Source organism: Stutzerimonas balearica DSM 6083, assembly GCF_000818015.1.
GTDB lineage: Bacteria > Pseudomonadota > Gammaproteobacteria > Pseudomonadales > Pseudomonadaceae > Stutzerimonas > Stutzerimonas balearica.
Genome location: NZ_CP007511.1, coordinates 1,011,358 through 1,035,000, shown reverse-complemented (window position 1 = coordinate 1,035,000; position 23,643 = coordinate 1,011,358). Strand labels below are relative to the sequence as shown.

General features: G+C 63.6%; 23 protein-coding genes (1 of these 23 only partly in view). 15 read left to right on the top strand and 8 right to left on the bottom strand.

Annotated elements, in window-relative coordinates; translation table 11 throughout:
* The 4 genes from pssA to CL52_RS04675 all read right to left on the bottom strand — a co-directional run.
* Positions 1–678 carry the 5' portion of a CDP-diacylglycerol--serine O-phosphatidyltransferase gene (pssA, locus tag CL52_RS04690; RefSeq protein ID WP_041111125.1) on the bottom strand. The gene continues 162 nt to the left of window position 1, outside the view, so only the first 678 of its 840 coding nucleotides appear in the window; the start codon lies at positions 676–678; its stop codon lies off the left edge, out of view.
* A gap of 144 nt (positions 679–822) precedes the next feature.
* Positions 823–1,839 carry a ketol-acid reductoisomerase gene (gene ilvC / locus CL52_RS04685; protein WP_041111127.1) on the bottom strand — a complete coding sequence of 339 codons (1,017 nt, stop codon included), beginning with the start codon at positions 1,837–1,839 and terminating at the stop codon, positions 823–825.
* A gap of 78 nt (positions 1,840–1,917) precedes the next feature.
* Complete coding sequence (gene ilvN, locus CL52_RS04680) at positions 1,918–2,409, bottom strand: acetolactate synthase small subunit (RefSeq protein ID WP_041111129.1); 492 nt, start codon at positions 2,407–2,409, stop codon at positions 1,918–1,920.
* 2 nt (positions 2,410–2,411) lie between these two features.
* On the bottom strand, positions 2,412–4,136 hold the full coding sequence (locus tag CL52_RS04675) for an acetolactate synthase 3 large subunit (protein WP_043222948.1): 1,725 nt from the start codon (positions 4,134–4,136) through the stop codon (positions 2,412–2,414).
* Positions 4,137–4,540: 404 nt separating this feature from the next.
* Between CL52_RS04675 and CL52_RS04670 the strand changes: the two genes are divergently transcribed.
* Positions 4,541–4,978, top strand: coding sequence for a DUF4124 domain-containing protein (locus CL52_RS04670; protein ID WP_043218816.1), 438 nt, complete (start codon positions 4,541–4,543; stop codon positions 4,976–4,978).
* Here CL52_RS04670 and CL52_RS04665 read toward each other — a convergent pair.
* Genes CL52_RS04665 through mrcB form a run of 3 tightly spaced genes read right to left on the bottom strand, consistent with a single transcriptional unit; the run spans position 4,965 to position 8,374 of the window.
* Positions 4,965–5,285, bottom strand: coding sequence for a YqcC family protein (locus CL52_RS04665; protein WP_043218813.1), 321 nt, complete (start codon positions 5,283–5,285; stop codon positions 4,965–4,967). The genes CL52_RS04670 and CL52_RS04665 overlap by 14 nt on opposite strands.
* A complete protein-coding gene (locus tag CL52_RS04660; RefSeq protein WP_043222946.1) occupies positions 5,285–6,004 on the bottom strand; it encodes a tetratricopeptide repeat protein in 720 nt (239 codons plus the stop codon). Before CL52_RS04660 ends, CL52_RS04665 begins: the two co-directional genes overlap by 1 nt.
* A gap of 57 nt (positions 6,005–6,061) precedes the next feature.
* Positions 6,062–8,374 (bottom strand): penicillin-binding protein 1B, encoded by a 2,313-nt coding sequence (gene mrcB / locus CL52_RS04655; protein ID WP_043218812.1) that lies wholly within the window; start codon positions 8,372–8,374, stop codon positions 6,062–6,064.
* Positions 8,375–8,531: 157 nt separating this feature from the next.
* Between mrcB and CL52_RS04650 the strand changes: the two genes are divergently transcribed.
* The 4 genes from CL52_RS04650 (at position 8,532) to CL52_RS04635 (ending at position 12,140) form a co-directional block, all read left to right on the top strand.
* Complete coding sequence (locus tag CL52_RS04650) at positions 8,532–10,094, top strand: bifunctional aminoglycoside phosphotransferase/ATP-binding protein (protein ID WP_043218811.1); 1,563 nt, start codon at positions 8,532–8,534, stop codon at positions 10,092–10,094.
* Between the two features lie 72 nt (positions 10,095–10,166).
* Positions 10,167–10,970 carry a class I SAM-dependent methyltransferase gene (locus CL52_RS04645; protein WP_041111139.1) on the top strand — a complete coding sequence of 268 codons (804 nt, stop codon included), beginning with the start codon at positions 10,167–10,169 and terminating at the stop codon, positions 10,968–10,970.
* Between the two features lie 3 nt (positions 10,971–10,973).
* Positions 10,974–11,243 (top strand): TfoX/Sxy family protein, encoded by a 270-nt coding sequence (locus CL52_RS04640; RefSeq protein WP_041111141.1) that lies wholly within the window; start codon positions 10,974–10,976, stop codon positions 11,241–11,243.
* A 99-nt stretch (positions 11,244–11,342) separates the two neighbouring features.
* Positions 11,343–12,140: a Crp/Fnr family transcriptional regulator gene (locus CL52_RS04635; protein ID WP_041111143.1), complete on the top strand. Its 798-nt coding sequence runs from the start codon at positions 11,343–11,345 to the stop codon at positions 12,138–12,140.
* 181 nt (positions 12,141–12,321) lie between these two features.
* On the opposite strand, the gene CL52_RS04630 is transcribed toward CL52_RS04635, so the two are convergent.
* Complete coding sequence (locus CL52_RS04630; protein ID WP_043218807.1) at positions 12,322–13,221, bottom strand: ChaN family lipoprotein; 900 nt, start codon at positions 13,219–13,221, stop codon at positions 12,322–12,324.
* Positions 13,222–13,351: 130 nt separating this feature from the next.
* Between CL52_RS04630 and CL52_RS04625 the strand changes: the two genes are divergently transcribed.
* From CL52_RS04625 to purH, 10 genes are all read left to right on the top strand, one after another.
* Positions 13,352–13,687: a Rieske (2Fe-2S) protein gene (locus CL52_RS04625; protein ID WP_043218805.1), complete on the top strand. Its 336-nt coding sequence runs from the start codon at positions 13,352–13,354 to the stop codon at positions 13,685–13,687.
* 61 nt (positions 13,688–13,748) lie between these two features.
* Positions 13,749–15,509, top strand: a complete 1,761-nt coding sequence (locus tag CL52_RS04620; protein WP_074519913.1) for a protein-disulfide reductase DsbD — start codon at positions 13,749–13,751, stop codon at positions 15,507–15,509.
* 147 nt (positions 15,510–15,656) lie between these two features.
* Positions 15,657–16,100: a type II 3-dehydroquinate dehydratase gene (aroQ, locus tag CL52_RS04615; RefSeq protein WP_041111149.1), complete on the top strand. Its 444-nt coding sequence runs from the start codon at positions 15,657–15,659 to the stop codon at positions 16,098–16,100.
* 76 nt (positions 16,101–16,176) lie between these two features.
* The gene (gene accB, locus CL52_RS04610) at positions 16,177–16,635 is read left to right on the top strand and encodes an acetyl-CoA carboxylase biotin carboxyl carrier protein (RefSeq protein ID WP_043218803.1); all 459 of its coding nucleotides are present in this window, start codon (positions 16,177–16,179) and stop codon (positions 16,633–16,635) included.
* A gap of 17 nt (positions 16,636–16,652) precedes the next feature.
* On the top strand, positions 16,653–18,002 hold the full coding sequence (accC, locus tag CL52_RS04605) for an acetyl-CoA carboxylase biotin carboxylase subunit (protein ID WP_041111152.1): 1,350 nt from the start codon (positions 16,653–16,655) through the stop codon (positions 18,000–18,002).
* 138 nt (positions 18,003–18,140) lie between these two features.
* Positions 18,141–19,019 (top strand): 50S ribosomal protein L11 methyltransferase, encoded by an 879-nt coding sequence (gene prmA / locus CL52_RS04600; RefSeq protein WP_043218802.1) that lies wholly within the window; start codon positions 18,141–18,143, stop codon positions 19,017–19,019.
* A 66-nt stretch (positions 19,020–19,085) separates the two neighbouring features.
* Positions 19,086–20,318 carry a DUF3426 domain-containing protein gene (locus CL52_RS04595; protein WP_043218801.1) on the top strand — a complete coding sequence of 411 codons (1,233 nt, stop codon included), beginning with the start codon at positions 19,086–19,088 and terminating at the stop codon, positions 20,316–20,318.
* 165 nt (positions 20,319–20,483) lie between these two features.
* Positions 20,484–21,497, top strand: coding sequence for a tRNA dihydrouridine synthase DusB (gene dusB / locus CL52_RS04590; protein ID WP_041111158.1), 1,014 nt, complete (start codon positions 20,484–20,486; stop codon positions 21,495–21,497).
* Positions 21,494–21,814: a DNA-binding transcriptional regulator Fis gene (fis, locus tag CL52_RS04585; RefSeq protein ID WP_041111160.1), complete on the top strand. Its 321-nt coding sequence runs from the start codon at positions 21,494–21,496 to the stop codon at positions 21,812–21,814. The genes dusB and fis overlap by 4 nt, the downstream gene beginning before the upstream one ends.
* 83 nt (positions 21,815–21,897) lie before the next feature.
* Positions 21,898–23,502, top strand: coding sequence for a bifunctional phosphoribosylaminoimidazolecarboxamide formyltransferase/IMP cyclohydrolase (gene purH, locus CL52_RS04580; RefSeq protein WP_041111162.1), 1,605 nt, complete (start codon positions 21,898–21,900; stop codon positions 23,500–23,502).
* Positions 23,503–23,643 lie beyond the last annotated feature (141 nt).

Sequence of the window (23,643 nt, the reverse complement as noted above, 5' to 3'; positions counted from 1 at the left end):
TTTGAGGTCCAGGTCCTTGAAGCTGTAATACTTTATGTTACTGACCATAAGCAGGCCGGCGGCCGCCACCATCAGTGCAAACAACATGACCAGAACCAGTGGTAGGTCACCGCCAGCGACACCCTGCTCGTCAAGCGCCCAAACCGCCCAAACCCAGCCGGCCACAACCCCGGCGGCAGCGGGGCTGGCCAGCCCAATGAACCAGCGCTTGTCGACCTTGCCGATCTGCGTGTTGAAACGTGCCAGGCGCAAGGCCGCACAAGCGGCATAGATAAACGCCACGGTCAGCCCCACGTTGCCAAGCTCGGACAAAGCCCACTCGTAGGCAAGCAGAGCCGGAGCCAGACCAAAAGCCACCATGTCTGACAGCGAGTCGTATTCGGCGCCAAAGGCACTCTGCGTATTGGTCAAACGGGCAACTCGGCCATCCAGGCTATCGAGCACCATGGCGACGAAAACGGTTGCCGCGGCGACATGCAGGTTGCCGTTTATCGCACTGATAATCGAGAAAAAACCAGCAAACAGGTTCGCCGTCGTAAACAGGTTGGGCAGCAAGTAAACGCCGCGGTGACGTACCTTCCGGCCATCGGAGTCATGGCTTTCCTCGACATGCTCATCGATGGGTAACAAGCTTTCCGGCTCGTTGGGAGTGTTCGACTCGTCGGGATGTTCGGTCATGCACGATCACCATTTACTGCGGGTTCGAAAGAATGGACAGAGCTTCGCTTACGCGGTTCATCATCCAGCCACGCGCTTTATACCAAGAATGCGCCCTTAAACGAAAAAACGCGGCCTTGGCCGCGTTCCTTCAGATCATGTCGATCAGTTCTTGCTCTTGTCGACGATCTTGTTCGCCGCGATCCAAGGCATCATCGCGCGCAGCTTCTCACCGACGACCTCAATGCCGTGTGCCGCATTGTTACGGCGATAAGCAGTCATCGACGGATAGTTGGCCGCACCCTCGGTGATGAACATCTTGGCGTACTCACCGTTCTGGATGCGCTTCAGAGCGTTGCGCATGGCAGCACGGGATTCGGCGTTGATGACTTCCGGACCAGTGACATACTCGCCGTATTCGGCGTTGTTGGAGATCGAGTAGTTCATGTTGGCGATACCGCCTTCGAACATCAGGTCAACGATCAGCTTCAGCTCGTGCAGACATTCGAAGTAGGCCATTTCCGGCGCGTAGCCCGCTTCGACCAGGGTTTCGAAACCGGCCTTGACCAGTTCGACGCAACCGCCGCAGAGAACGGCCTGCTCACCGAACAGGTCGGTTTCGGTTTCGTCCTTGAAGGTGGTTTCGATGATGCCGGTACGACCACCGCCGACGCCACAGGCGTAGGACAGCGCGACGTTACGGGCATTGCCGGATGCGTCCTGGTAGATCGCGATCAGGTCAGGGATACCGCCGCCACGGACGAACTCGGAGCGCACGGTGTGACCCGGCGCCTTCGGTGCGATCATGATCACGTCGAGATCGGCGCGCGGCACGACCTGGTTGTAGTGGATCGAGAAACCGTGGGCGAAAGCCAGGGTTGCACCCTGCTTCAGGTTCGGCTCGATCTCGTCCTTGTACAGGCGCCCCTGGAACTCGTCCGGAGTCAGGACCATGACCAGGTCAGCCGAAGCAACAGCTTCCTTCACCGGCTTGACGGTCAGACCATGGGCCTCTGCCTTGGCCACCGACGGCGAACCAGTGCGCAGGCCGACCACTACGTCAACGCCGGAATCCTTCAGATTGCACGCGTGAGCATGGCCCTGGGAGCCGTAACCGATGATTGCGACTTTCTTGCCCTGGATGATGGAAAGATCGCAGTCCTTATCGTAGGAAACCTTCATGTAATACCCCTGTTACTGGCCTCGTGGGCCCTTCAATAAACTGTTTGCCGTGACGCGCCGCGAATGCGGCGCATCGCCTCAGATGCTCAGCACCTTGTCGCCACGCGAGATCCCAGTTACGCCGCTACGAACCACTTCAAGGATCGCCGCAGTGCCGATCGCCTGAATGAAGCTGTCCAGCTTGTCACTGGTACCGGCGAGCTGAATCGTATAGACGCTTGGCGTCACATCGACGATCTGGCCGCGGAAGATGTCCGTGGTGCGCTTGACCTCGGCACGCTGCGCCCCGGTGGCCTTGACCTTGATCAGCATGAGTTCACGCTCGATGTGCGCACTCTCGGACAGGTCCACCAGCTTGACCACCTCGACCAGCTTGTTCAGGTTCTTGGTGATCTGCTCGATGACGTCCTCGTGACCGATGGTCGTCAGGGTCAGACGCGACAGAGTCGGATCCTCGGTCGGCGCGACGGTCAGGCTTTCGATGTTGTAGTTGCGCTGGGAGAACAGACCGACGACACGGGACAGCGCGCCCGGCTCGTTTTCCATCAGCAGGGAAATGATGTGTCTCATGGTCAGGTCCGCTCCGTCTTGCTCAGCCACATGTCACGCATCGCACCGTCCCGGATCTGCATCGGGTAGACGTGCTCGGTGTTGTCCACGGCAATGTCGAGGAACACCAGACGGTCCTTCATGGCGAAGGCCTCTTCCATCATCGGCTTGAGATCCTTCAGATCGGTGATACGCATGCCAACATGACCGTAAGCCTCGGCAAGCTTGACGAAGTCAGGCAGCGACTCCATGTAGGAATGTGAGTAACGACTGTTGTACTGCATGTCCTGCCATTGGCGGACCATGCCGAGCGCACCGTTGTTCAGATTGACGATCTTCACCGGCAAGTCGTACTGCAGACAGGTCGACAGTTCCTGGATGTTCATCTGGATACTGCCCTCCCCCGTCACCACGGCGACTTCGGCGTCCGGGAAGTTGAGCTTCACGCCCATGGCCGCAGGCAGACCAAAGCCCATGGTGCCCAGGCCACCAGAGTTCAGCCAGCGGTTGGGCTTGTTGAACTTGTAGTACTGGCAGGCAAACATCTGGTGCTGGCCGACATCCGAGGCGATATAGGCATCGCCCTTGGTGACTTCGCACAGCGTCTCGACAACGGTCTGCGGCTTGATGATCGAGCCGTCGCCCTTGTCATAGGGGAACAGGCCGCGATTACCGCGCCATTCTTCGATCTGCTTCCACCAGCTGGCAAGCGACTCGGCATTCGGTGCCTGACCGATCTCTTTCACGATCGCGACCATCTCGCTCAGCACGCTGTCGACCGGACCAACGATCGGGATGTCGGCCTTGATCGTCTTGGAAATCGAGGCCGGGTCGATGTCGATGTGAATGATCTTGGCGTTAGGGCAGAACTTGGCCGCGCCATTGATGACGCGATCATCGAAACGGGCGCCCACGGCCAGAATCACGTCCGAATGGTGCATCGCCAGATTGGCCGTGTAGCTGCCGTGCATGCCAAGCATGCCGACGAACTGACGATCGGTGCCCGGGAATGCCCCCAACCCCATCAAGGTATTGGTCACCGGCAGGTTGAGCATCTTCGCCAGTTCGGTGAGCTGCTCGGAGGCCCCGCCCATGATCACACCGCCACCGGAATAGATGATCGGGCGCTTGGCCGAAAGCAGCAGCTCCGCTGCCTTGCGGATCTGACCGGAGTGTCCGCGTACGGCCGGACTGTAAGAGCGCAGCTTTGCCTTCTTCGGGTAGATGTACTCGAACTTCTCGGCCGGATTGGTCATGTCCTTCGGGATATCGACCACCACCGGACCAGGGCGCCCCGATTGGGCGAGGTAAAACGCCTTCTTCATCACCTCGGGAATCTCCGAGGGATGTTTGATCATGAAGCTGTGCTTAACGATTGGCCGGGAAATCCCGATCATGTCGGTTTCCTGGAACGCATCGGTGCCGACCATGTTGCTTGGCACCTGCCCGGAGATGACCACCATGGGAATCGAGTCCATGTAGGCGGTGGCAATCCCGGTGATCGCATTCGTCGCGCCCGGGCCGGATGTCACCAGCACAACGCCGGCCTTGCCGGTCGCGCGGGCATAACCATCGGCCATGTGTGTAGCGGCCTGCTCGTGGCGCACGAGGATGTGCGTCACCTCGGGCTCTTTGAACAGCGCATCGTAGATATGCAGCAGAGCACCGCCCGGATACCCGTAAATGTACTTAACGCCTTCGTCACGCAGGAAGCGGACGACCATTTCAGCGCCGGATAACAGTTCCACGTTGTTCACCTCTGAAACGCCAGACGGCTGATCCCTCTTGGAACAGCCAGGAATAGGTTTACTGCCGAGCAGGGCATGAGCGACGGTAGTCGCCGACTACGTCAGCCACTGACGAGCCAGTATCGGGACGGCCCTAGTGTTGCGGGAGTCCCACCCAGCGCGAGGTAACGCGTTGCGGGTGATGCGGAGTCGGCGCGGGTAGCACCTCATGCTTGTCAAACTGAGCGGAGACCCGCTTGCGGCGAGCTGCTCAGGACAGCAAGCCTCGGATTGTTCGGATTAGAGGCAGCCAAGTCAAGTCTGCCGTTGCGTTTGCGCGGCGTTGCGCTGTGACCTGGTACAGAAGCGCCGGCGACCGATTTGGTTATAGTGCAGCCACCAAGACACCCCGTTAAGGATTCTCGATGCGCTCGATGCTCGTCGCCGCCAGCCTTCTGGCCGTGCTCGGCAGCCCTGCCTGGGCGGCCCAGGTATACAAATGGGTTGATGCCCAGGGAACAACACATTTCGGAGCTCAACCTCCACAAGATCAGCCGGCGCAAACCATCAATACGGTCGCCGCCCCGCCGGCCCCGGTCGCGCCGACACCGCCGCGCGCGGAAGCAAAGGACCCGCAGGCCGAAATCGACGAGAAAGTTCGGCGTCAGGTCGCCGAGCAAGAGGCACAGCGCAAACAACACTGCGAAACACTGCGCACCAACCTGGCTCAACTGCAAAGCAACCCGCGCGTTCGGGTCGAAGAAGGTGGCGAACTGCGCCGCATCGGTGAGGAGGAGCGCCAGGCACGCATCACCGAAACAAAGAAGAAGATTGCCGAGGAGTGTGACCTCAACCCTCGCTGAGCAGTTGATCGAAGCGCTCCAGCGCCTCGATCAACCCAGCCAGCGGTCGCCCCGCGTAGGCCACTTCGGCCATGGGACCTAGCCCCGATACCCTAGGCAGGGGCCACTCCTGCTCGACGATCTGCTTCATTCTTGGCAAGAACACCCATTGCAGCCACTGCTCGAACGGGAGCGTATCAACGCAGAATGGCGCGCTGCTGGCCAGCGCCTGGGCCGAGGGCGCCACGTCGGCCCACAGCCCTGCGACCCTCAGCTCGCGCTCGATGAGCAACAACACATCGGCCAGTTCGGGTATACGCCGATCCATCACAGGCTGACCTTGGCACGCTGGCGAGCGGCTGCGGCCCCTGCTGCATCGCCCTGCCGTTCGCGTGCCTGCGCGATCATTTCCCAGAGGCTCGCCTGCAAGGCAGGACGGCCGCTGGCGTAGCTCAGCGCGCGCCGCGATAGCTGCTCAGCCTGCACAGCATCGCCCTGCTCGAGCCGAACCTGGGCCAGCCGGTAGAGCACCTGCGGCTCACGCGGCGCGATCCGTTGCGCGCGCTCCAGACTCGAGGCGGCACCGTTGAGGTCGCCCCCGGATTGCTGCTGGCGGGCCGTGGTGAGCAATGCCAGCACCGGCCCGTCGAGTTGCTCGTCTGCCGAGAGCCCACCTGAGGACGGCACGCCGGTCGGCGCCGGTGCAGGCGCGGCCGGCATTGGCGTCCCCATGGACGGCGTGCCGACAGCGCCTGCTCCCGAATCCCATTGCGGCGTTGCGCCGGGTGTACTATCGACGGTACCGACGATACCGGCATCTGGCGCCGCGAACGTTTGCAAGGGCGCCGAATTGCCCGGTGGCACCATTACCATGACGCCCGAATCCGCCGTTTGCCCGGCGGGTGCCGGAGCCGCGCCGGCAGGCCGGTACGCCTGACGTGCAACAGTCTGCTCGGAAACCGGCGCGCCAGAGTCCACCACCGGGATCGCGCGGCGATCGACACTGGCACATCCCTGCACGGCCATGGCAATCACGCACAAAGCCATCAATTGCTTGTTCACGTACACCTTTTCGAACTCCTAGTGGCAGCCGCGCAATCAACGCTACTGCAGCCAACCCCTGACCCAGTCCATGACCGACTCGGCAGGCGCCTGAATACCACAACCCGGCCCCGGAGCCGGCTCGCTACCCTGAATGTAGGGCATCTGAACCGCACCAGGACAGCGTTCATCGGTACCCTGGCCGGTGCGCGAATCGACCCAGACCTGCACGACGTTCTCCGGCAGCGGCGAGTTCAATGGCAACGGATCGGCCCGCCGCATGAAATCCGTCCACACCCGCAGCGCGCCGGTAGCACCGGTCAGCGACGTCTTGCCGTTGTCGTCGCGCCCTAGCCATACCACCGCCAGCAAGTCCTGACTGAAGCCGGCAAACCAGCTGTCACGCAGATCGTTGGTGGTCCCGGTCTTGCCCGCCAGGTTGAGCGAGCGTGGCAGCTGGTTGTACGCCGAACGCCCGGTGCCCTCATGCATCACGCGCTGCATGGCCCGCTGCGTAAGGTAGATGGCGCCCGGATCGAAACGCTGCTGAATCTGGAACGGATAACGCTTGAGCGGCTCGCCCTCCGCGGTCAGTACGCTGCGAATGCCGCGCAACGGCGTGTTGAAGCCGCCGTTGGCAAGCGTCTGATACACATCGGCGACCTCGATCGGCCTTAGCGCGCCGGCCCCGAGCAGCATCGAAGGATAAGCCGGCCAGTCGACGGATACCCCGAGGCGCTGCAGCGTCTTGAGTACGTTCGGCACCCCCAGATCCAGGCCCAAGCGGGTGGTCGACAAGTTGTAGGAGTTGGCCAGCGCCTGGTAGAGATAGACGTTGCCGTGGGCCTTGCGGTCGTAGTTCTGCGGTCGCCACACCTGCCCGTCCGCGCCCTTGACCGAGAAGGGCTCATCTTCCAGCAGACTGGTCAACGTGTACTGGCTGGGACGCTCCAGTGCCGTCAGATAGATCACCGGCTTGATCAACGAGCCAATCGGCCGAACCGCATCAAGAGCCCGGTTGAAGCCAGCGTAGCCAGGTTGCCGGCTGCCCAGCATCGCCTGGATTTCGCCGGTTTCCGGATTGGTCACCAGCATGGCGCCCTCGACGGCCTCGGCCCCCTTGCCAAGGCGCTTGAGCGTATCGCTCATGGCCTGCTCGGCCTTGAGCTGAAGAATCGGATCGAAGCTGGTGAATACCCGCAGCCCTTCTTCGGTCAGGTCTTCCTCGCGATAGTCCTCACGCAACTGGCGCTTCACCAGATCAAGGAAGGCCGGGTAGGAGCTGTCGGCCATGCTGCCGCGCTGGGTGATCCCGAGCGGCTTCTGCTTGGCGGCTGCGACTTCGGCCGGATCGACGACCTGCTGCTCGGCGAGCAGGTCGAGCACAAGGTTGCGCCGCTCGAGTGCGCGCTCCGGATGCCGGCGCGGATTGTAATAGGTCGGCCCCTTGACCATGCCGACCAACAGGGCGATCTGGTGCAGCTTCAGCTCGGCGAGCGGCTGGCCGAAGAAGTACTGGCTGGCCAGCCCGAAGCCATGGATGGCACGCCGACCATCCTGGCCGAGGAAGACCTCATTGAGGTAGGCCTCGAGAATCTCCTGCTTGTCGTAGTGCAGCTCCAGCAGCACCGCCATCATCGCCTCGGTGGCCTTGCGCGTCAGGCTGCGTTCGTTGGTGAGGTAAAAGTTCTTCACCAGCTGTTGCGTCAGCGTACTGCCGCCCTGACGCACCGCGCCGGCCGTCAGGTTCACCCAAACGGCACGGACGATGGACTTGGGCGAAACGCCGAAGTGCTCGAAGAACTCCCGATCCTCGACTGCCACCAGCGTCTGGACCAGATAGGGCGGCACCTGATCCAGCTTGATCAGGATGCGGTCCTCGTTGTGCGCCGGATAAAGGCCGCCGATCAACACCGGTTCCAGGCGCGCGACGGCCAGGCTGGAGCCGTCAGCGCTATTTAGCCCGGCAACGAAGTCACCGGAAAAGCGCACCCTGATGCGTCGTGACTCCTCGGCGCCTTCATAGAACTGAAAACCGCGGGTCTGCATCTCCACATTGTTGCCGGCCACGGAAACGCCGCCAGGACCGGCGACGGCCTTCTCGCGCCGATAGCCAAGGGCGTCCAGCTCGGCGAGGAAGTCGTCCTTGGCCAGCTTCTGCCCGACGAACAACTCGAGCGGACGTGCGTAGACCTTTGCCGGGATGGTCCAGCGCTTGCCGGAAAATTTTTCCTGGACGATGGCATCGAGATAAACGGCGAAACCGGCGAGGATCACGAGGCCGACGATCGACAGCTTGACGACCCAACCCAGCCACGGCCGGGCGGCACTGGATCGGCGTCGAGTGCGATTGCGAGGGGAGCGGGACTTAGTCATGGCGGCGGATTATACGCAGCTTTGTCATGCACGGCCGAGCGCCTCTCGACGGTTTCCAGCAGCGGAACGAGCAGTGATAATGCCGGCGTTTTTTCACGGTGTGGCCTGTAAAGCGTTCCGGCCCGCCTGGCGCCAACTCTCGAAGCAAGGAGTGACCGTGAGCCAAGATCTGATCAGCGCGTTACAGAACCCCGCCCTTTATCCCCACCCGGTCGATGCGTTCCGGGTGATCGAAACCCACATTTCCTGGGTCATCCTGACCGGCCACTACGCCTACAAGATCAAGAAGCCCGTGGACTTCGGCTTCCTGAACTTCACCGAGCTGTCCGCCCGCAGGCACTTCTGCGAAGAGGAACTACGGTTGAACCAGCGCATGGCCGGGGACCTCTACCTGCAGGTACTGCCGATTACCGGTAGCGCACAGGCACCGCAGCTTGGCGGCCCGGGCGAGCCTATCGAATATGCGCTGCAGATGCGCGAGTTCCCCCAGGCCCAGCTACTGGCCGAACTCCAGACACGGGGCGAACTGACCGAAGCGCATATCGACCAGATGGCCGACCGTATCGCCAGCTTTCACCTGAGCACGCCACACATCGCCGCCGACCATGCGCTCAATACCCCCGAAGCCATCGTTGCCCCGATGCGGCAGAATTTCGAGCAGATCCGTCCGTTGCTCAACGAAGCGAGCGATCTGGCGCAGCTGGACAGTCTCGAGCAGTGGATGGAAACCAGCATCAGCCGCTTGCAACCGGTGCTGCAGGCCCGCTGCGATGAGGGCTTCATTCGCGAGTGCCATGGTGATCTGCATCTGGGCAACGCCACGCTGATCGATGGCCAGGTCGTGCTGTTCGACTGCATCGAGTTCAACGAGCCCTTCCGCCTGATCGACATCGCATCCGACGCGGCCTTTCTTGCGATGGACCTGGAGGATCGCGGCCTCAAGTGCCAGGCGCGTCGTTTCATCAACGGCTGGCTCGAGCAAACCGGCGACTACGCGGCACTGCAGTTGCTGAACCTCTACAAAGCCTATCGCGCCCTCGTGCGAGCCAAGGTCAGCCTGTTCCGCCTGTACCAGGAGCAAGACCCGGTCCAGCGCAAGGTGGTCCTGCGCCAGTACCGCAGCTACGCCAACCTGGCCGAGAGTTACAGCGCCATACCGTCGAGGTTTCTAGCGGTGACGCATGGCGTTTCGGCGGTGGGCAAGAGCCACGTCGCCATGCGTCTGGTCGAAGCGCTTGGCGCCATCCGCCTGCGCTCGGACGTGGAGCGCAAGCGTCTGCTCGGCACGCAACCCCAGGAGGCGACCGGACAGCTCGATACGGGCATCTATAGCCAGGCGGCGAGCGAAGCTACCTACGCCCGCCTCCACGAACTGGCTGGGGCCATTCTCTCGGCCGGTTTCTCGGTCGTGATCGATGCCACCTACCTCAAGCGCGCACAGCGCACGGCCGCCGCCAGCATGGCAGAAAGCACGGGTGTCCCATTCGTGATTCTCGATTGCAACGCGCCCGACGCGGTCATCGAACTCTGGCTGGCTCAGCGCCAGCTTGAGGGTCACGACCCATCCGACGCCAATCTCGATGTGGTTCGCGCCCAACAGGCCAGCCGTGAAGCATTGGACGAGGGCGAGCTGCTGGTCGCCCGCCGCGTGGAAACCAACGACGCCGCCAGCCTTGACAGTCTCGTCGGGGCGATTCGCCAGCGGCTACCTGGGCTCTGAGCCAACGGCCGCGTCCGGCAGAGCCCGTCGACGCGGCCTATACTGGCGACATCGTCCCGTCGATGCCTCGCCATGACCGATTCTTGCACCGCAGCACCATCGACCGCCCCTTCGCGCGACAGCGTGGCCTTGTTCGCCGCCAACGCCGGAGCCTATGCCGCATTCCGGCCAACCTACCCGAGCGTCCTGTTCGACTGGCTCGCACAGCGGTGCGCGCAGCGCGAACGGGCGCTGGATATCGGCTGCGGCAACGGCCAGGCCGCGCGCGCCCTGCGCATGCATTTCGATGAGGTCATCGGCTGCGATGCCAGCGTCGAACAGCTTTCCAGCGGTGAAGACTGGCAGGGCGTAAGACGCCTCGCCGCTGACGCCGAACAAATCCCTGTCGCCGATGGCTCGCTGGACCTGGTGGTGGTTGCGCAGGCCCTGCACTGGTTCGCCACACCCATCTTTTTCGAAGAAATTCGCCGCGCACTGCGTCCAGAGGGCTTTTTCTGCGCCTGGTGCTACAGCTTGCTCAGCGTGACGCCGGCGATCGATGAACTGATCGGGACGCTCCACGGCGATACCCTTCGCGGCTGCTGGCCGGAGGGCCGACGCAGCGTCGACGCCGGCTATCGCGACATCGAGGTGCCGTTCGCCCGGCTCACCGCACCGGCGTTTGCGCTCGAGACCCGCTGGAACCTGGCACAGCTCGTCGGCTATCTGCGGACCTGGTCAGCGGTTGCCAAGTATCGTCAGCTACACGCCAGCGACCCCGTCGATGCACTGCTTGCGGAACTATCGAGCCGTTGGGGCGCGCCCGCGACCACTCGCACGATCCGCTGGCCGCTGCACCTGATCGCCGGCTATCCGCACCGTTGCGCCACGGGGTAACACATGCACGACGAACTTCTCGCCCTGCGCAACCTAGGCAAGACATCCGTCCAGTGGCTGCATGCCTGCGGCATCCATAGTGTCGAAGACCTGCGCAAGCGTGGCGCCGTCGACAGCTATGCCGCCGTCAAGGCCCGCGGTTTCGGCGCCTCGCGCGTATTGCTGTACGCCATCGAAGGCGCCCTTCTGGACTGCCAGTGGCAAAGGCTACCGGCCACAGTCAAAGCCGAGCTGAACCGGGAACTGGAAGCTTTTTTGCGCAACCGGAGCTAGCTCACATCCTCCGATTCGTACCGTTTACTCCCCCCCGCGCCACGCCTATCGTTCGCCCATTCACCCTTCGCCCCGCCCGTTCGCTCAAGGATTGTCGACATGTACCTACTCGGCGAGCAACCTGCCTATGCAGACCAGCTGATTCAGCGCCTGCAGGGCATCCCAGCCCAACTGCTCGAGGGACTGGCACCGGCTGGCCCGGCGCTGGAATGCCGCCGCACCGACGACCTCGGCGCCGAGCTGCCGGAACAGCAGCTGTACCTGATCGAGAGCGGCCTGCTGCATGTGCTGATCGACGACAAACCGCTGTGCTACCTGCACGAAGGCGACCTGCTCGGTCTCTATCAGGGTCGCGAGCTTCCGCCATGCCGCTACCGCAGCGATGAGCCGGTGCTGCTCGTGCCCTACTCGCGCAGCGCGGCGTTGAGCCACATCCACGCTGCGCCTGAGCGCCAGGAGCTGTTCGTGCAGTACCTGGCGGGGCAGACGGCGCTGCTATCCGATGCCCTCGCACGCTTCAGGCAGCCAGAGCTGCGACCGACGACGGGGTTCCAGCATTTCGCGGCCGGAGAAGAGCTGATTCGCCAGGGGGACGAAGCCGACAATGTCTTCATCATCATCGAAGGACGTGCGGATGCCATCGTCGATGGGCACAAGGTGGGTGATGTGCAGAAGGACGAGATCTTCGGTGCGATGGCGGTATTCACCCAGGAAAAGCGCAGCGCCAGCGTCATCGCCAGCGAACCCTGTACGGTGATGGTCATCCCCAAGGAGCAGTTCATCGGCCTGGCCCAGAGCAATCCGCGGATTGCACACAGCCTGATCGAGAGCATGGCCCGGCGAATCGATCTGCTGAACAAGGAGCTGACGCAGTTGCGATTCGCCACCGTGGCGTGACGAAAGGTGCATCCGAGTGCTTGACTCGCTAATGAGAATTGTTATTATTACTTCAACTGATCGCGAGATCAGCCGGTAACTGAAAGCCCAGGCAGTCGGACTTTCGGGTTATCTCCTCATCAGGCTAATCACGGTTTTTGACCCGGCACCCGCCGGGTCTTTTTTTGCCTGACGAAACGACTCAGGGCTTTCCGCCGTCGGCCGCGGCCTTGAAGCCCGCACAGTGATCCTGCTCCGGCAGGCCCGGGGTGAACCAGACAAAGTCTGCCTGCCGCGGCTCGACCGGCTCACCGACCTCGGCAAGCATCACCACCAATGGGGCTGGCCCACCCAGGTCGGCAATATGCAGCGGCACACCGACATCGCGGCGCGCATGGAAGCCGCCCGCCAATAACAGGGCCGGCGCCGGCGCGGCCAATAGCCGCTCGGCCATGCGTCGATCACGTTGTTGCTGTATGCCGACCATCGCAGGCACCTGAGTGTCGGGCAACATGCCGCAATGCGACTGCACGATCTGCGCCGTCAGCGCCTCGATCACCGCCCGCCGGGACGAGGCTCTGCCGGGTATCGGCACAGGGGAACGGTAGAGTTCCACTATCTCGCTTCGGTCCAGATTGGCAGCCAGCAGCGGGTATGGCTGAGCAAGCGCATAGCCCACCAGCGATCCGTAGAGATTCCACGGCCAGCCTTCAGACCAGTCCAGCCGGGCGGGCAGATCGGCAGGCCTGTCGCCGCGCGCCAAGTCCGCTCGCGCCTGATCAACCCGGGCCTGCTGTGCCGGAACGATCATTTCCAGCAGCACGCTGCCCTGCGCGCGCTCGTGCGCAAGCGCCTGCAGGAGCCAGAGCTGGAGGCTGTGATGGTCTGGATTGTCGTGGCGCTCCCCTACGATGACCCGCTCGGCGGGCGCTAGCCGTTCGACCAGCTGCCGGGGATCGATCACCTGCCCCGTACGCAAGTCGACGATGCGCCCGACCTCGCTGTGCTCCAGCCCCTCGGTCGCCTGCCACTGCGGCAAGACCGGAGCTGACGAACTGCACGCGGCCAGTAGCAAGCACAACAACGAAAGACAGCGACGCATCGAGACACCTCACAAGCGAACGTACAGGACTGCCGGCGACTATCGCATGCGCAGCGCCGGACAGCACCCGGGGCGATTGCTGCGACCGCAGCGAAGCGGATAATGCGTTCTTTTGCGCGGGAGCCCGAAGATGATTCGTCTCTGTCCTGGCCACGAAATAGGCGAAGGCCAAAGCCGCGGCTTCGAGCTGCCCGAGCTGCGGCTGGTCGCGGTGCGGCGCAATGGCAAGGTGTATCTGTACGAAAACCGCTGCCCTCATCGCCAGCTACCGCTGGAATGGCAGCCGGATCGTTTTCTCGACGACAGTGGCAGCCTTTTGCAATGCGCGAGCCACGGCGCGCTGTTTCTCATCGAAACCGGGCTCTGTGTCGCGGGCCCTTGCGAAGGCCGGGCGCTACGGGCACTGCCACACATAGAGGAGCAAGGCTGGATCTGTCTGCAGGAGGAAGGCCGGGATGACGACTGACCGCGCGCCATGCTGGACGAGCTTGGGTATGATGCCGCGCACTGTTTCAGGTGGAACGACCATGCGCCGTGTGCTGACCCTGCTGTTTCTGCTGCTCTTGCCCCCGCTGACCCAGGCTGGGCTGTTCGATAAGCAACCGCCCGCGCTGGGAACGCTGAACAACAGTGCCGACTTCCTTCCGGTTCGCGAAGCCTTCCGCCTGAGCGTCACCCAGAGCTCACCCACACAAGTGAAGCTGCGCTTCATCGCCGCGCCTGGCTACTACCTCTATCGGCATCGGTTCCAGTTCACCACGACCACCCCCGGCGTGACCCTGGGCGAAGCTCAACTGCCTAGGGGGGAGCAGAAGACCGACGACTACTTCGGCGAGGTCGAAGTGTATTACGGCGTGCTCGATGTAGAGCTGCCGGTCAGCAACCCCGACAGTCGGTCATTCGGTCTGCGTGTCAGCTACCAGGGCTGCGCCGACCAGGGGCTTTGCTATCCGCCAGAAACCGAGATGCTCACCATTGGCGACGAGCCTCCGGCAGGCGAGCAGCCCCAGGCTGCGAGCACCGATGGCGAGCCGCTGCTGCGCTCGGTGCTGCTGTTCTTTCTCGCCGGCCTCGGCCTGACCTTTACCCCCTGCGTACTGCCCATGCTGCCGATTCTGTCCGGCGTGGTCCTGCGCGGTCAGCCAAGCACCGGCCGCAGCCTGGCGCTTTCGCTGGCGTACGTACTGCCAATGGCGACTGGCTTCGCGTTGCTCGGCGCGCTGATGGGGCAGTTCGGCGCCGAACTCAACCTCCAGGCCAGGCTGCAATCGCCCTGGGTACTGGTCCCGTTTGCACTGTTCTTCGTCGCCTTCGCCCTTGCCATGTTCGGCTTGTTCGAACTGCGCCTGCCGCAGGCGATCAGCGCCCGGCTGGATGGTCTCGCCAACCGTGCCCGGGGTGGATCGATTGCCGGCGCCGCGCTATTGGGCGCCGTCTCCAGCCTGCTCGTCTCGCCCTGCGTCTCGGCGCCACTGGCCGGCGCGCTGCTGTACATCAGCGCCAGCGGAGACGCCCTTGGCGGTGGTCTGAAGCTGTTCGCACTGGGTCTGGGCATGGGCACGCCGCTGGTCCTGTTCGCAACGGGCGGCAGTGCGCTGCTGCCCAAAAGCGGGCCTTGGATGGTGCAGGTGCGCAACGCCTTTGGCGTGCTGCTGCTGGCCGTCGCCGTGTGGATGCTCGAACGCATCCTGCCCGGCCCGCTCGCATTGGCACTGTGGGGCACGCTCGCGGCCGGAACGGCGATCTTTCTCGGTGCGCTCGAATTCGTACCCAAGACCTCGCCTCGCAAGCTCGCACAGCTGGCAGGCCTGGCGCTGCTGGTCTATGCCCTGGCCGCCTGGGTCGGTGCGCTGCAGGGAGCCGACGACCCATTGCGTCCGCTGGCACGCGCGCTGCCAACCGAAACGGCGGAAACGACCGATCGGTGGCATAGCATTTCCACCCCCGAAGAGCTGCAGCGCCAGTTCGCGGCCGCCAGACAGGCGGGTCAGCCGCTGCTGCTCGACTGGTATGCCGACTGGTGCATCAGCTGCAAGGTGATCGAGCGCGAGGTGTTTCGCGCCACGCAGATCGCCCCGCGCCTGAACGGTTACCGCCTGGTTCGTTTCGACATCACCGAGAGCAATGCCGAGCAACGCGCCCTGCTGGACCGCTACCAGTTGTTCGGCCCTCCGGCGATCCTCTTCTTCGATCGCCAGGGGGCCGAGATCGGCGCCGCGCGAGTGGTAGGCGAACTGGACGCCGGCGAATTCGCCACGAAGCTGGATATCGCCGCCGACCAGCTGTGATTTGCGCGGCGAATTCCAGATATCGTGCGGCCATTTCCGCCGATCGCCACATGACTGGACAGTCAGCCCGGCCTTCATGCATAGTCTTGGCCTTTTCCGGCCGCGGTTCCACGCGCGCCGTGCCAACGAGAAGAACAAGGGACATCCATGGCCACGTTTCTGGTCCTTCACGGCCCGAATCTCAACCTGCTGGGCTCGCGTGAGCCCGGCGTCTACGGCGCCGTTACCCTGGCGCAGATCAACCAGAACCTCGAGCAGCGCGCGCGCGAGGCCGGCCATCACCTGCTGCACCTGCAGTCGAACGCCGAATACGAACTGATCGAACGCATCCACGCTGCGCGCGACGAAGGCGTGGACTTCATCATCATCAATCCCGCCGCGTTCACCCATACGAGCGTCGCATTGCGTGACGCGCTGCTTGCGGTGAGCATCCCATTCATCGAAGTGCACCTATCCAACGTGCATAAACGGGAACCCTTCCGCCATCACTCCTATTTCTCCGACGTAGCGGTTGGAGTGATTTGCGGCCTCGGCGCCAGCGGCTATCGCCTCGCCCTGGATGCCGCCCTGGAACACATCGCAGCTTCCTGACCGGCGACGCACCTGTCAGCCTCGGGAGACTGCGAACGGTAATGCCCTCTGAACTTAGCCTGGGAGTCAACGCTTCATGGATATTCGCAAAGTCAAGAAACTGATCGAACTGCTGGAAGAGTCGGGCATCGACGAGCTGGAGATTCACGAAGGTGAAGAATCCGTTCGCATCAGTCGCCACAGCAAGCAGATGGCCGTGCAGCAACCGGTCTATGCGCCGGCTCCCGCGCCGGTCGCTGCCCCGGCACCTGCCGCTGCACCCGCCGCAAGCGAATCGGCCCCAGCCGCTCCAAAGCTGAACGGCACCGTGGTTCGCTCGCCGATGGTCGGCACTTTCTATCGCGCCTCTTCGCCGGAAGCCAAGCCTTTCGTCGACGTCGGCCAGACCGTGAAGAAAGGCGACATCCTCTGCATCGTCGAAGCCATGAAGATGATGAACCACATCGAGGCCGAGACCAGCGGCACCATCGAATCCGTCCTGGTGGAAAATGGCCATCCGGTTGAGTTCGATCAGCCGCTGTTCACCATCGTTTGAACCGCCGGGAGCCAACGATGTTGGAAAAAGTACTGATCGCCAACCGCGGCGAAATTGCGCTGCGCGTACTGCGCGCCTGCAAGGAGCTGGGCATCAAGACCGTCGCGGTGTACTCCACCGCCGACCGTGATCTGATGCACGTCTCGCTGGCCGACGAGTCGGTGTGCATCGGCCCGGCGGCCTCCGCCAAATCCTACCTGAGCATTCCGGCCATCATCGCGGCCGCCGAAGTGACTGGCGCCGACGGCATCCACCCCGGCTACGGCTTCCTTGCCGAGAATGCCGACTTCGCCGAACAGGTGGAAAAGTCCGGTTTCACCTTCATCGGCCCGACCGCCGACGTCATTCGCCTCATGGGCGACAAGGTCTCGGCCAAGGATGCGATGAAGAAGGCCGGCGTACCGACGGTGCCGGGCTCCGACGGCCCACTGCCGGAAGACGAGGAAGAAGCGCTGAAGATCGCCCGCGAAGTGGGCTATCCGGTGATCATCAAGGCCGCAGGCGGCGGCGGTGGTCGCGGCATGCGCGTGGTGCACAAGGAAGAGGACCTGATCGCCTCGGCCAAGCTCACCCGTAACGAAGCGGGCGCTGCCTTCGGTAACCCGATGGTTTACCTCGAGAAGTTTCTGGTCAATCCGCGTCACGTGGAGATCCAGGTACTTGCCGACGGCCAGGGCAACGCCATCCACCTGGGCGACCGCGACTGCTCGCTGCAGCGCCGCCACCAGAAGGTGATCGAGGAAGCTCCTGCGCCACTGATCGACGAAGAGGCTCGCCGCAAGGTCCAGGCCCATTGCGTGCAGGCCTGCCTCGACATCGGCTACCGCGGCGCCGGCACCTTCGAGTTCCTCTATGAAGACGGCAACTTCTACTTCATCGAGATGAACACCCGCGTCCAGGTCGAGCACCCGGTCACCGAAATGGTCACCGGCGTGGACATCGTCAAGGAAATGCTGCTGATCGGCGGCGGCCAAAAGCTGTCGATCACGCAAGAAGACGTGGTGATTCGCGGCCATGCCATCGAGTGCCGGATCAACGCCGAGGATCCTCGCACCTTCATGCCGAGCCCGGGCAAGGTAAAGCACTTCCATGCGCCCGGCGGCAACGGCGTTCGCGTCGATTCGCACCTGTACGACGGCTATGCGGTACCGCCGAACTACGACTCGCTGGTAGCCAAGCTGATCACCTTCGGCGGCAGCCGCGACGAGGCCATGGGCCGGATGCGCAATGCCCTGGACGAACTGATCGTTGACGGCATCAAGACCAACGCCCCGCTGCATCGCGAGCTGACGCGCGATGCTGGCTTCTGCAAGGGCGGCGTGAACATCCATTACCTGGAAAAGAAACTGGGTATGGACAAGCACTGAGCCACAGGCCCGGCGCTGCAAACAGAGGCTGCCTTCGGGCGGCCTCTGTCGTTTTCGCAACCCCTCGCTGCACTGGTCGCGCTGCACCCTCTCCAGTAAGCTTGCCCGCCATCCCTGCCCATCCCGAAGAGGCCTCCCATGCCCTGGCTGCAAGTCCGACTCGCCATCACGCCCGAGCAGGCGCCCGAACTGGAAGACCAGCTGCTGGAACTCGGCGCCGTTTCGGTCACCTTCATGGATGCGGAGGACCAGCCCATCTTCGAACCCGACCTGGGAACGACGCCGCTCTGGACCCACACACACCTGCTCGCCCTGTTCGAGGATGACACCGACGGCGACTCGCTGCTCGCGCACCTCGCGCTGCTGCGCGGCGGCCAGGTGCCGGATCACCAACTCGAGCGCATCGAAGACCAGGACTGGGAGCGTAGCTGGATGGACAACTTCCAGCCCATGCGTTTCGGCAGGCGCCTGTGGATCGTACCGAGCTGGCACGAAGCACCGCAGCCCGAGGCGGTCAATCTGCTGCTGGACCCCGGCCTGGCCTTTGGTACCGGCACCCACCCCACCACCGCCCTCTGCCTGGAGTGGCTGGACGGCCAGGCCCTTGGCGGCTGCAGCGTGCTCGATTTCGGCTGCGGCTCGGGCATCCTTGGTATAGCCGCCTTGCTGCTCGGCGCCGCTTCGGCGCGCGGCACCGACATCGATCCACAGGCGCTGGAGGCCTCGCGCGACAACGCCGGCCGCAACGGCTTGGCGGCCGACGCCTTCCCGGTCTACCTGCCGGCCGACCTGCCGCAAGAGCCCGCGGACGTCGTGGTTGCGAACATCCTTGCCGGTCCGCTGGTCGAGCTGGCACCGACCATTACCGCACTGGTCAAAAAGGGTGGGCGCCTGGCGCTGTCCGGGATTCTGGCCGAACAGGCCGACGAGGTCCGCAGTGCCTACCAGGCCGCGTTTGATCTTGACCCGACGGCCGAAAAAGATGGCTGGGTGCGAATCAGCGGCGTGCGCAGCTAACGGCAGCGCTGCCGGATCAGCCATCGCCTGCGCTAGACTAGCCGGCATTTTCCTGCGGAATCGTGCATGACCAGCTTCATCACCCAGTGCCCTCACTGCAGCACCAGCTTCCGCGTCAGCAGCACCCAGCTGACTGCCGCGCGCGGCATGGTGCGTTGCGGCGCCTGCCTGGAAGTGTTCAATGCCGCGCACGCACTTTCGCAGGATCCGCAGAGTGGGCAACCGCAGCAAAGCCCCCTTGCCGAGGCGCCCACGCAAACTCCGGCGCCTGCAGCTGCCGCGCCCAGCGCCGGCCCCGACAGGGCTGCCCAGGACGACTCGCAGTGGATCCACGACGACCTTGACCTGGACAACCTGGATCTCGATGAAGAACTGGCCAAGCTCGAAGCTCAGGAGCGCGCACTCTCGCGCGACCTCAACGAGCTGACCGAAGCCAATACCCTGACGGCTCGCCCGCTCGCGCAGCCGCCACACCCGGACGAGGCCTGGGCCGAAGCGCTGCTGGCCGAGGAACAGCGCGACGACACCAAAGCACCGCCCGCCGCCAGCCCCTTTGCCAATGACCGACTCACGCCGGCTGATCGCAACACCGCGACACCCCCGGCACCACTGACTCGCCCCGCTGCGCCATCCAGCGCGGCCCCGCTCGAGGAACGCATCGAGCCCGCACTGAGCACGACGGCGCTTGAAACGCAGGGTTCCGACGACGAGCAGACGGCCATTGAGCACTCCCGACAGGAGCCCGACCTGCCAAGGGGCGACTTGTTCGAACTCGAGGAAGAGCCGTTGCAGCTCGACTGGCGCGAGCAACGCAAGCCGTGGGGACGCTGGTTGGGCTGGGGACTGCTGAACCTGCTCGCCGCGGGCGGCCTCGCCGCTCAGTATCTGGTCTACAACTTCGACGAACTGGCACGGCAGGATCGCTACCGTCCCTGGTTCGAACTGGCCTGCCCGTCGCTAGGCTGCACACTGCCATCACGCGTGGACATCAGCCAGATCCGCAGCAGCAACCTGGTGGTGCGCAGCCATCCGGACTTCGAGGGCGCGCTGGTGGTCGATGCCATCCTCTACAACCGCGCCCCCTTCGCCCAGCCCTTCCCACTGCTGGAGCTGCGCTTTGCCGATCTCAACGGCAAACTGGTCGCCAGTCGCAGCTTCAAGCCCGGCGAATACCTCGCCGGCGAACTGGCCGGCCAGCACGAGATGCCGCCGCAGGTCCCTATCCACATCGCGCTGGATATCCTCGACCCGGGTGCCAAGGCGGTCAATTACAGCCTCAGCTTCCATTCCCCGGAGTGAACTGGCGGCGCGCCAGGCGCCGCCAACAACTTCTGGCGATAAGCTTTCGGCTGCTCAGAATTTGTTCAGAACAACCTTTAACCCGTCATCCGGAGCGGGTATTATGCCCACCCTTTTTTGCAGTCCCGATCGACCTAACAAGCAGGCTCCAGGCAGGGAATCTACATGTCAGCGGTACGCATCGGCCCTTACACCTTACCGAATCGCCTGATTCTCGCGCCCATGGCCGGCGTGACCGATCAGCCGTTCCGACGCCTGTGTCGTCGCTTCGGCGCCGGCATGGTGGTCTCGGAGATGCTGACCAGCGACGTGCGCCTTTGGCACAGCCGCAAGTCCCGCCTCAGGCTGCAGCACGCAGGCGAGCCCGAGCCCCGCTCGGTCCAGATCGCCGGCGGTGATCCGCAGATGCTGGCCGAGGCGGCTCGGCGCAACGTCGAAATGGGCGCCCAGATCATCGACATCAACATGGGCTGCCCGGCAAAGAAGGTCTGCAACAAGGCCGCCGGCTCCGCCCTGATGCGCGACGAAGCCCTGGTCGCGCAGATTCTCGAAACCGTGGTCGCGGCCGTCGACGTTCCGGTGACGCTGAAGATCCGCACCGGCTGGGACCGCGACAACCGCAACGGCGTGACCATCGCGCGCATCGCCGAACAGGCGGGCATCTGCGCACTTGCCGTGCACGGCCGGACCCGCGCCGACCTCTACACCGGCGAGGCCGAATACGAAACCATCGCCACCATCAAGCAGAGCATCGGCATTCCGGTGTTCGCCAACGGCGACATCGATTCTCCGCACAAGGCACGCGAAGTGCTGGCCCGCACCGGCGCCGACGGTCTGTTGATCGGCCGTGCAGCCCAGGGCCGCCCCTGGATCTTCCGTGAGATCAATCACTTCCTCGAACACGGCACGCTGCTGCCGACGATCGGTGTCGAGGAACTGCGCGGCGTTCTGCTAGAACACCTTGATGCGCTGCATGCGTTCTATGGCGATGTGATGGGCGTACGCATCGCCCGCAAGCACGTCGCCTGGTATCTCGAATCACTGCCGGGCGCACGCGAGTTCCGCGCCCGGTTCAATCGTCTGGACGACAGGCTGGCACAAGGACTGGCCATTCAGTCCTTTTTTGCCGAGCAACGCTCAGGGCCCAACGCGGAGGATGGACAGGGGGAGGCCGCATGACGCTTTTGAACGAAACCTTGGTAACTGGAACAGCATCCGTGAGCGACAACCTGAATCTCAAGCAGCACCTCAGCACGCCGAGCGACGCGGGGCAGACCCTGCGCGGCAGCGTCGAGAAAGCGCTGCACAATTACTTCGCCCGCCTAGAAGGGGCCGACGTCACGGACGTGTACAACCTGGTGCTCTCCGAAGTCGAAGCGCCCTTGCTGGAAACCGTGATGAATTACGTCAAGGGCAATCAGACCAAGGCCTCCGAGCTGCTCGGCCTGAACCGAGGCACCCTGCGCAAGAAACTCAAGCAATACGATCTGCTTTAACGAGGGCCGCGTGCCGCCGAACGCGGGTCCCCGCGCGCGTGCAGCCTGTCGCCCGTAGCCTGCAGTCCCATTCTGGAACCGTTATGACCGACCAAACCACTCGCCTACCCGTTCGCCGCGCACTGATCAGCGTTTCCGACAAGACCGGTGTCGTCGACTTTGCCCGTGAGCTCGCAGCACTCGGCGTCGAGATCCTATCCACCGGGGGCACCTTCAAGTTGCTGCGTGACAACGGCGTGGAAGCAGTGGAAGTTGCCGACTACACCGGTTTTCCGGAGATGATGGATGGCCGGGTCAAGACCCTGCATCCGAAGATCCACGGCGGCATCCTCGGCCGTCGTGACCTCGACGGCGCGGTCATGGCCGAACACGGCATCCGGCCCATCGACCTGGTGGCGGTCAACCTGTACCCGTTCGCGGCCACCGTTGCCAAGCCGGGCTGCACCCTGCCGGACGCCATCGAGAACATCGATATCGGCGGCCCGACGATGGTTCGCTCGGCAGCCAAGAACCACAAGGACGTCGCCATCGTGGTCAACGCCGACGACTACGCGAGCGTGCTCGAGAACCTGAAAAACGGTGGCCTGACCTACGCCCAGCGCTTCGACCTGGCGCTCAAGGCGTTCGAACATACCGCGGCCTACGACGGCATGATCGCCAACTACCTGGGCGGCATCGATCAGGGCACCGATACGCTGTCCACGGACAATCGCAGCCTGTTCCCGCGCACCTACAACATGCAGTTCGTCAAGGCGCAGGACATGCGTTACGGCGAGAACCCGCACCAGCAGGCCGCCTTCTATGTCGAGAAGCCCGATGAAGCCTGCGTCGCCACGGCCCGCCAGCTGCAGGGCAAGGAGCTGTCGTTCAACAACGTGGCCGACACCGATGCCGCGCTCGAGTGCGTGAAGAGCTTTACCAAGCCGGCCTGCGTGATCGTCAAGCATGCCAACCCGTGCGGCGTCGCGGTCGTACCGGAGGACGAAGGCGGCATCCGCAAGGCCTACGACCTGGCCTACGCCACTGACAGCGAGTCGGCATTTGGCGGCATCATCGCCTTCAACCGCGAGCTCGACGCCGAAACGGCGAAGGCCATCATCGAGCGGCAGTTCGTCGAAGTCATCATCGCGCCAGTGGTGGCGGCCGAAGCGCGCGCCGTCGTGGCCGCCAAGGCCAACGTCCGTCTGCTCGAATGCGGCCAGTGGCCGGCCGAGCGCGCACCGGGCTGGGATTACAAGCGCGTCAACGGAGGCCTGCTGATCCAGAGCCGCGACATCGCCATGATCACCGAGGCCGACCTGAAGGTCGTGACCCAACGTGCGCCGACCGAGCAGGAACTGCACGACCTGATCTTCGCCTGGAAGGTAGCCAAGTTCGTCAAATCCAACGCCATCGTCTATGCCAAGCACCGGCAGACCGTCGGCGTCGGCGCCGGACAGATGAGCCGGGTCAACTCAGCACGGATCGCGGCCATCAAGGCTGAACACGCGGGGCTGCAGGTGCAGGGTGCGGTCATGGCTTCCGATGCGTTCTTCCCCTTCCGCGACGGCATCGACAACGCGGCCAAGGCCGGGATCACCGCAGTGATCCAGCCAGGCGGCTCGATGCGCGATGAGGAAGTCATCGCGGCAGCCGACGAGGCCGGCATGGCGATGGTGTTCACCGGCATGCGCCACTTCCGTCACTAAGGTGGCATGGCCGCGCTGAAGCAGGCGCCCGGGTTGTTGCGGACGACTTCGCTCATGCTCATTGCCAGCGGCAACTGCGCTGAGCGAAGCCCTCCGCGCCTGGCACCGACCCGCGCCATCGCGGCCCGGATAGATTCGCAA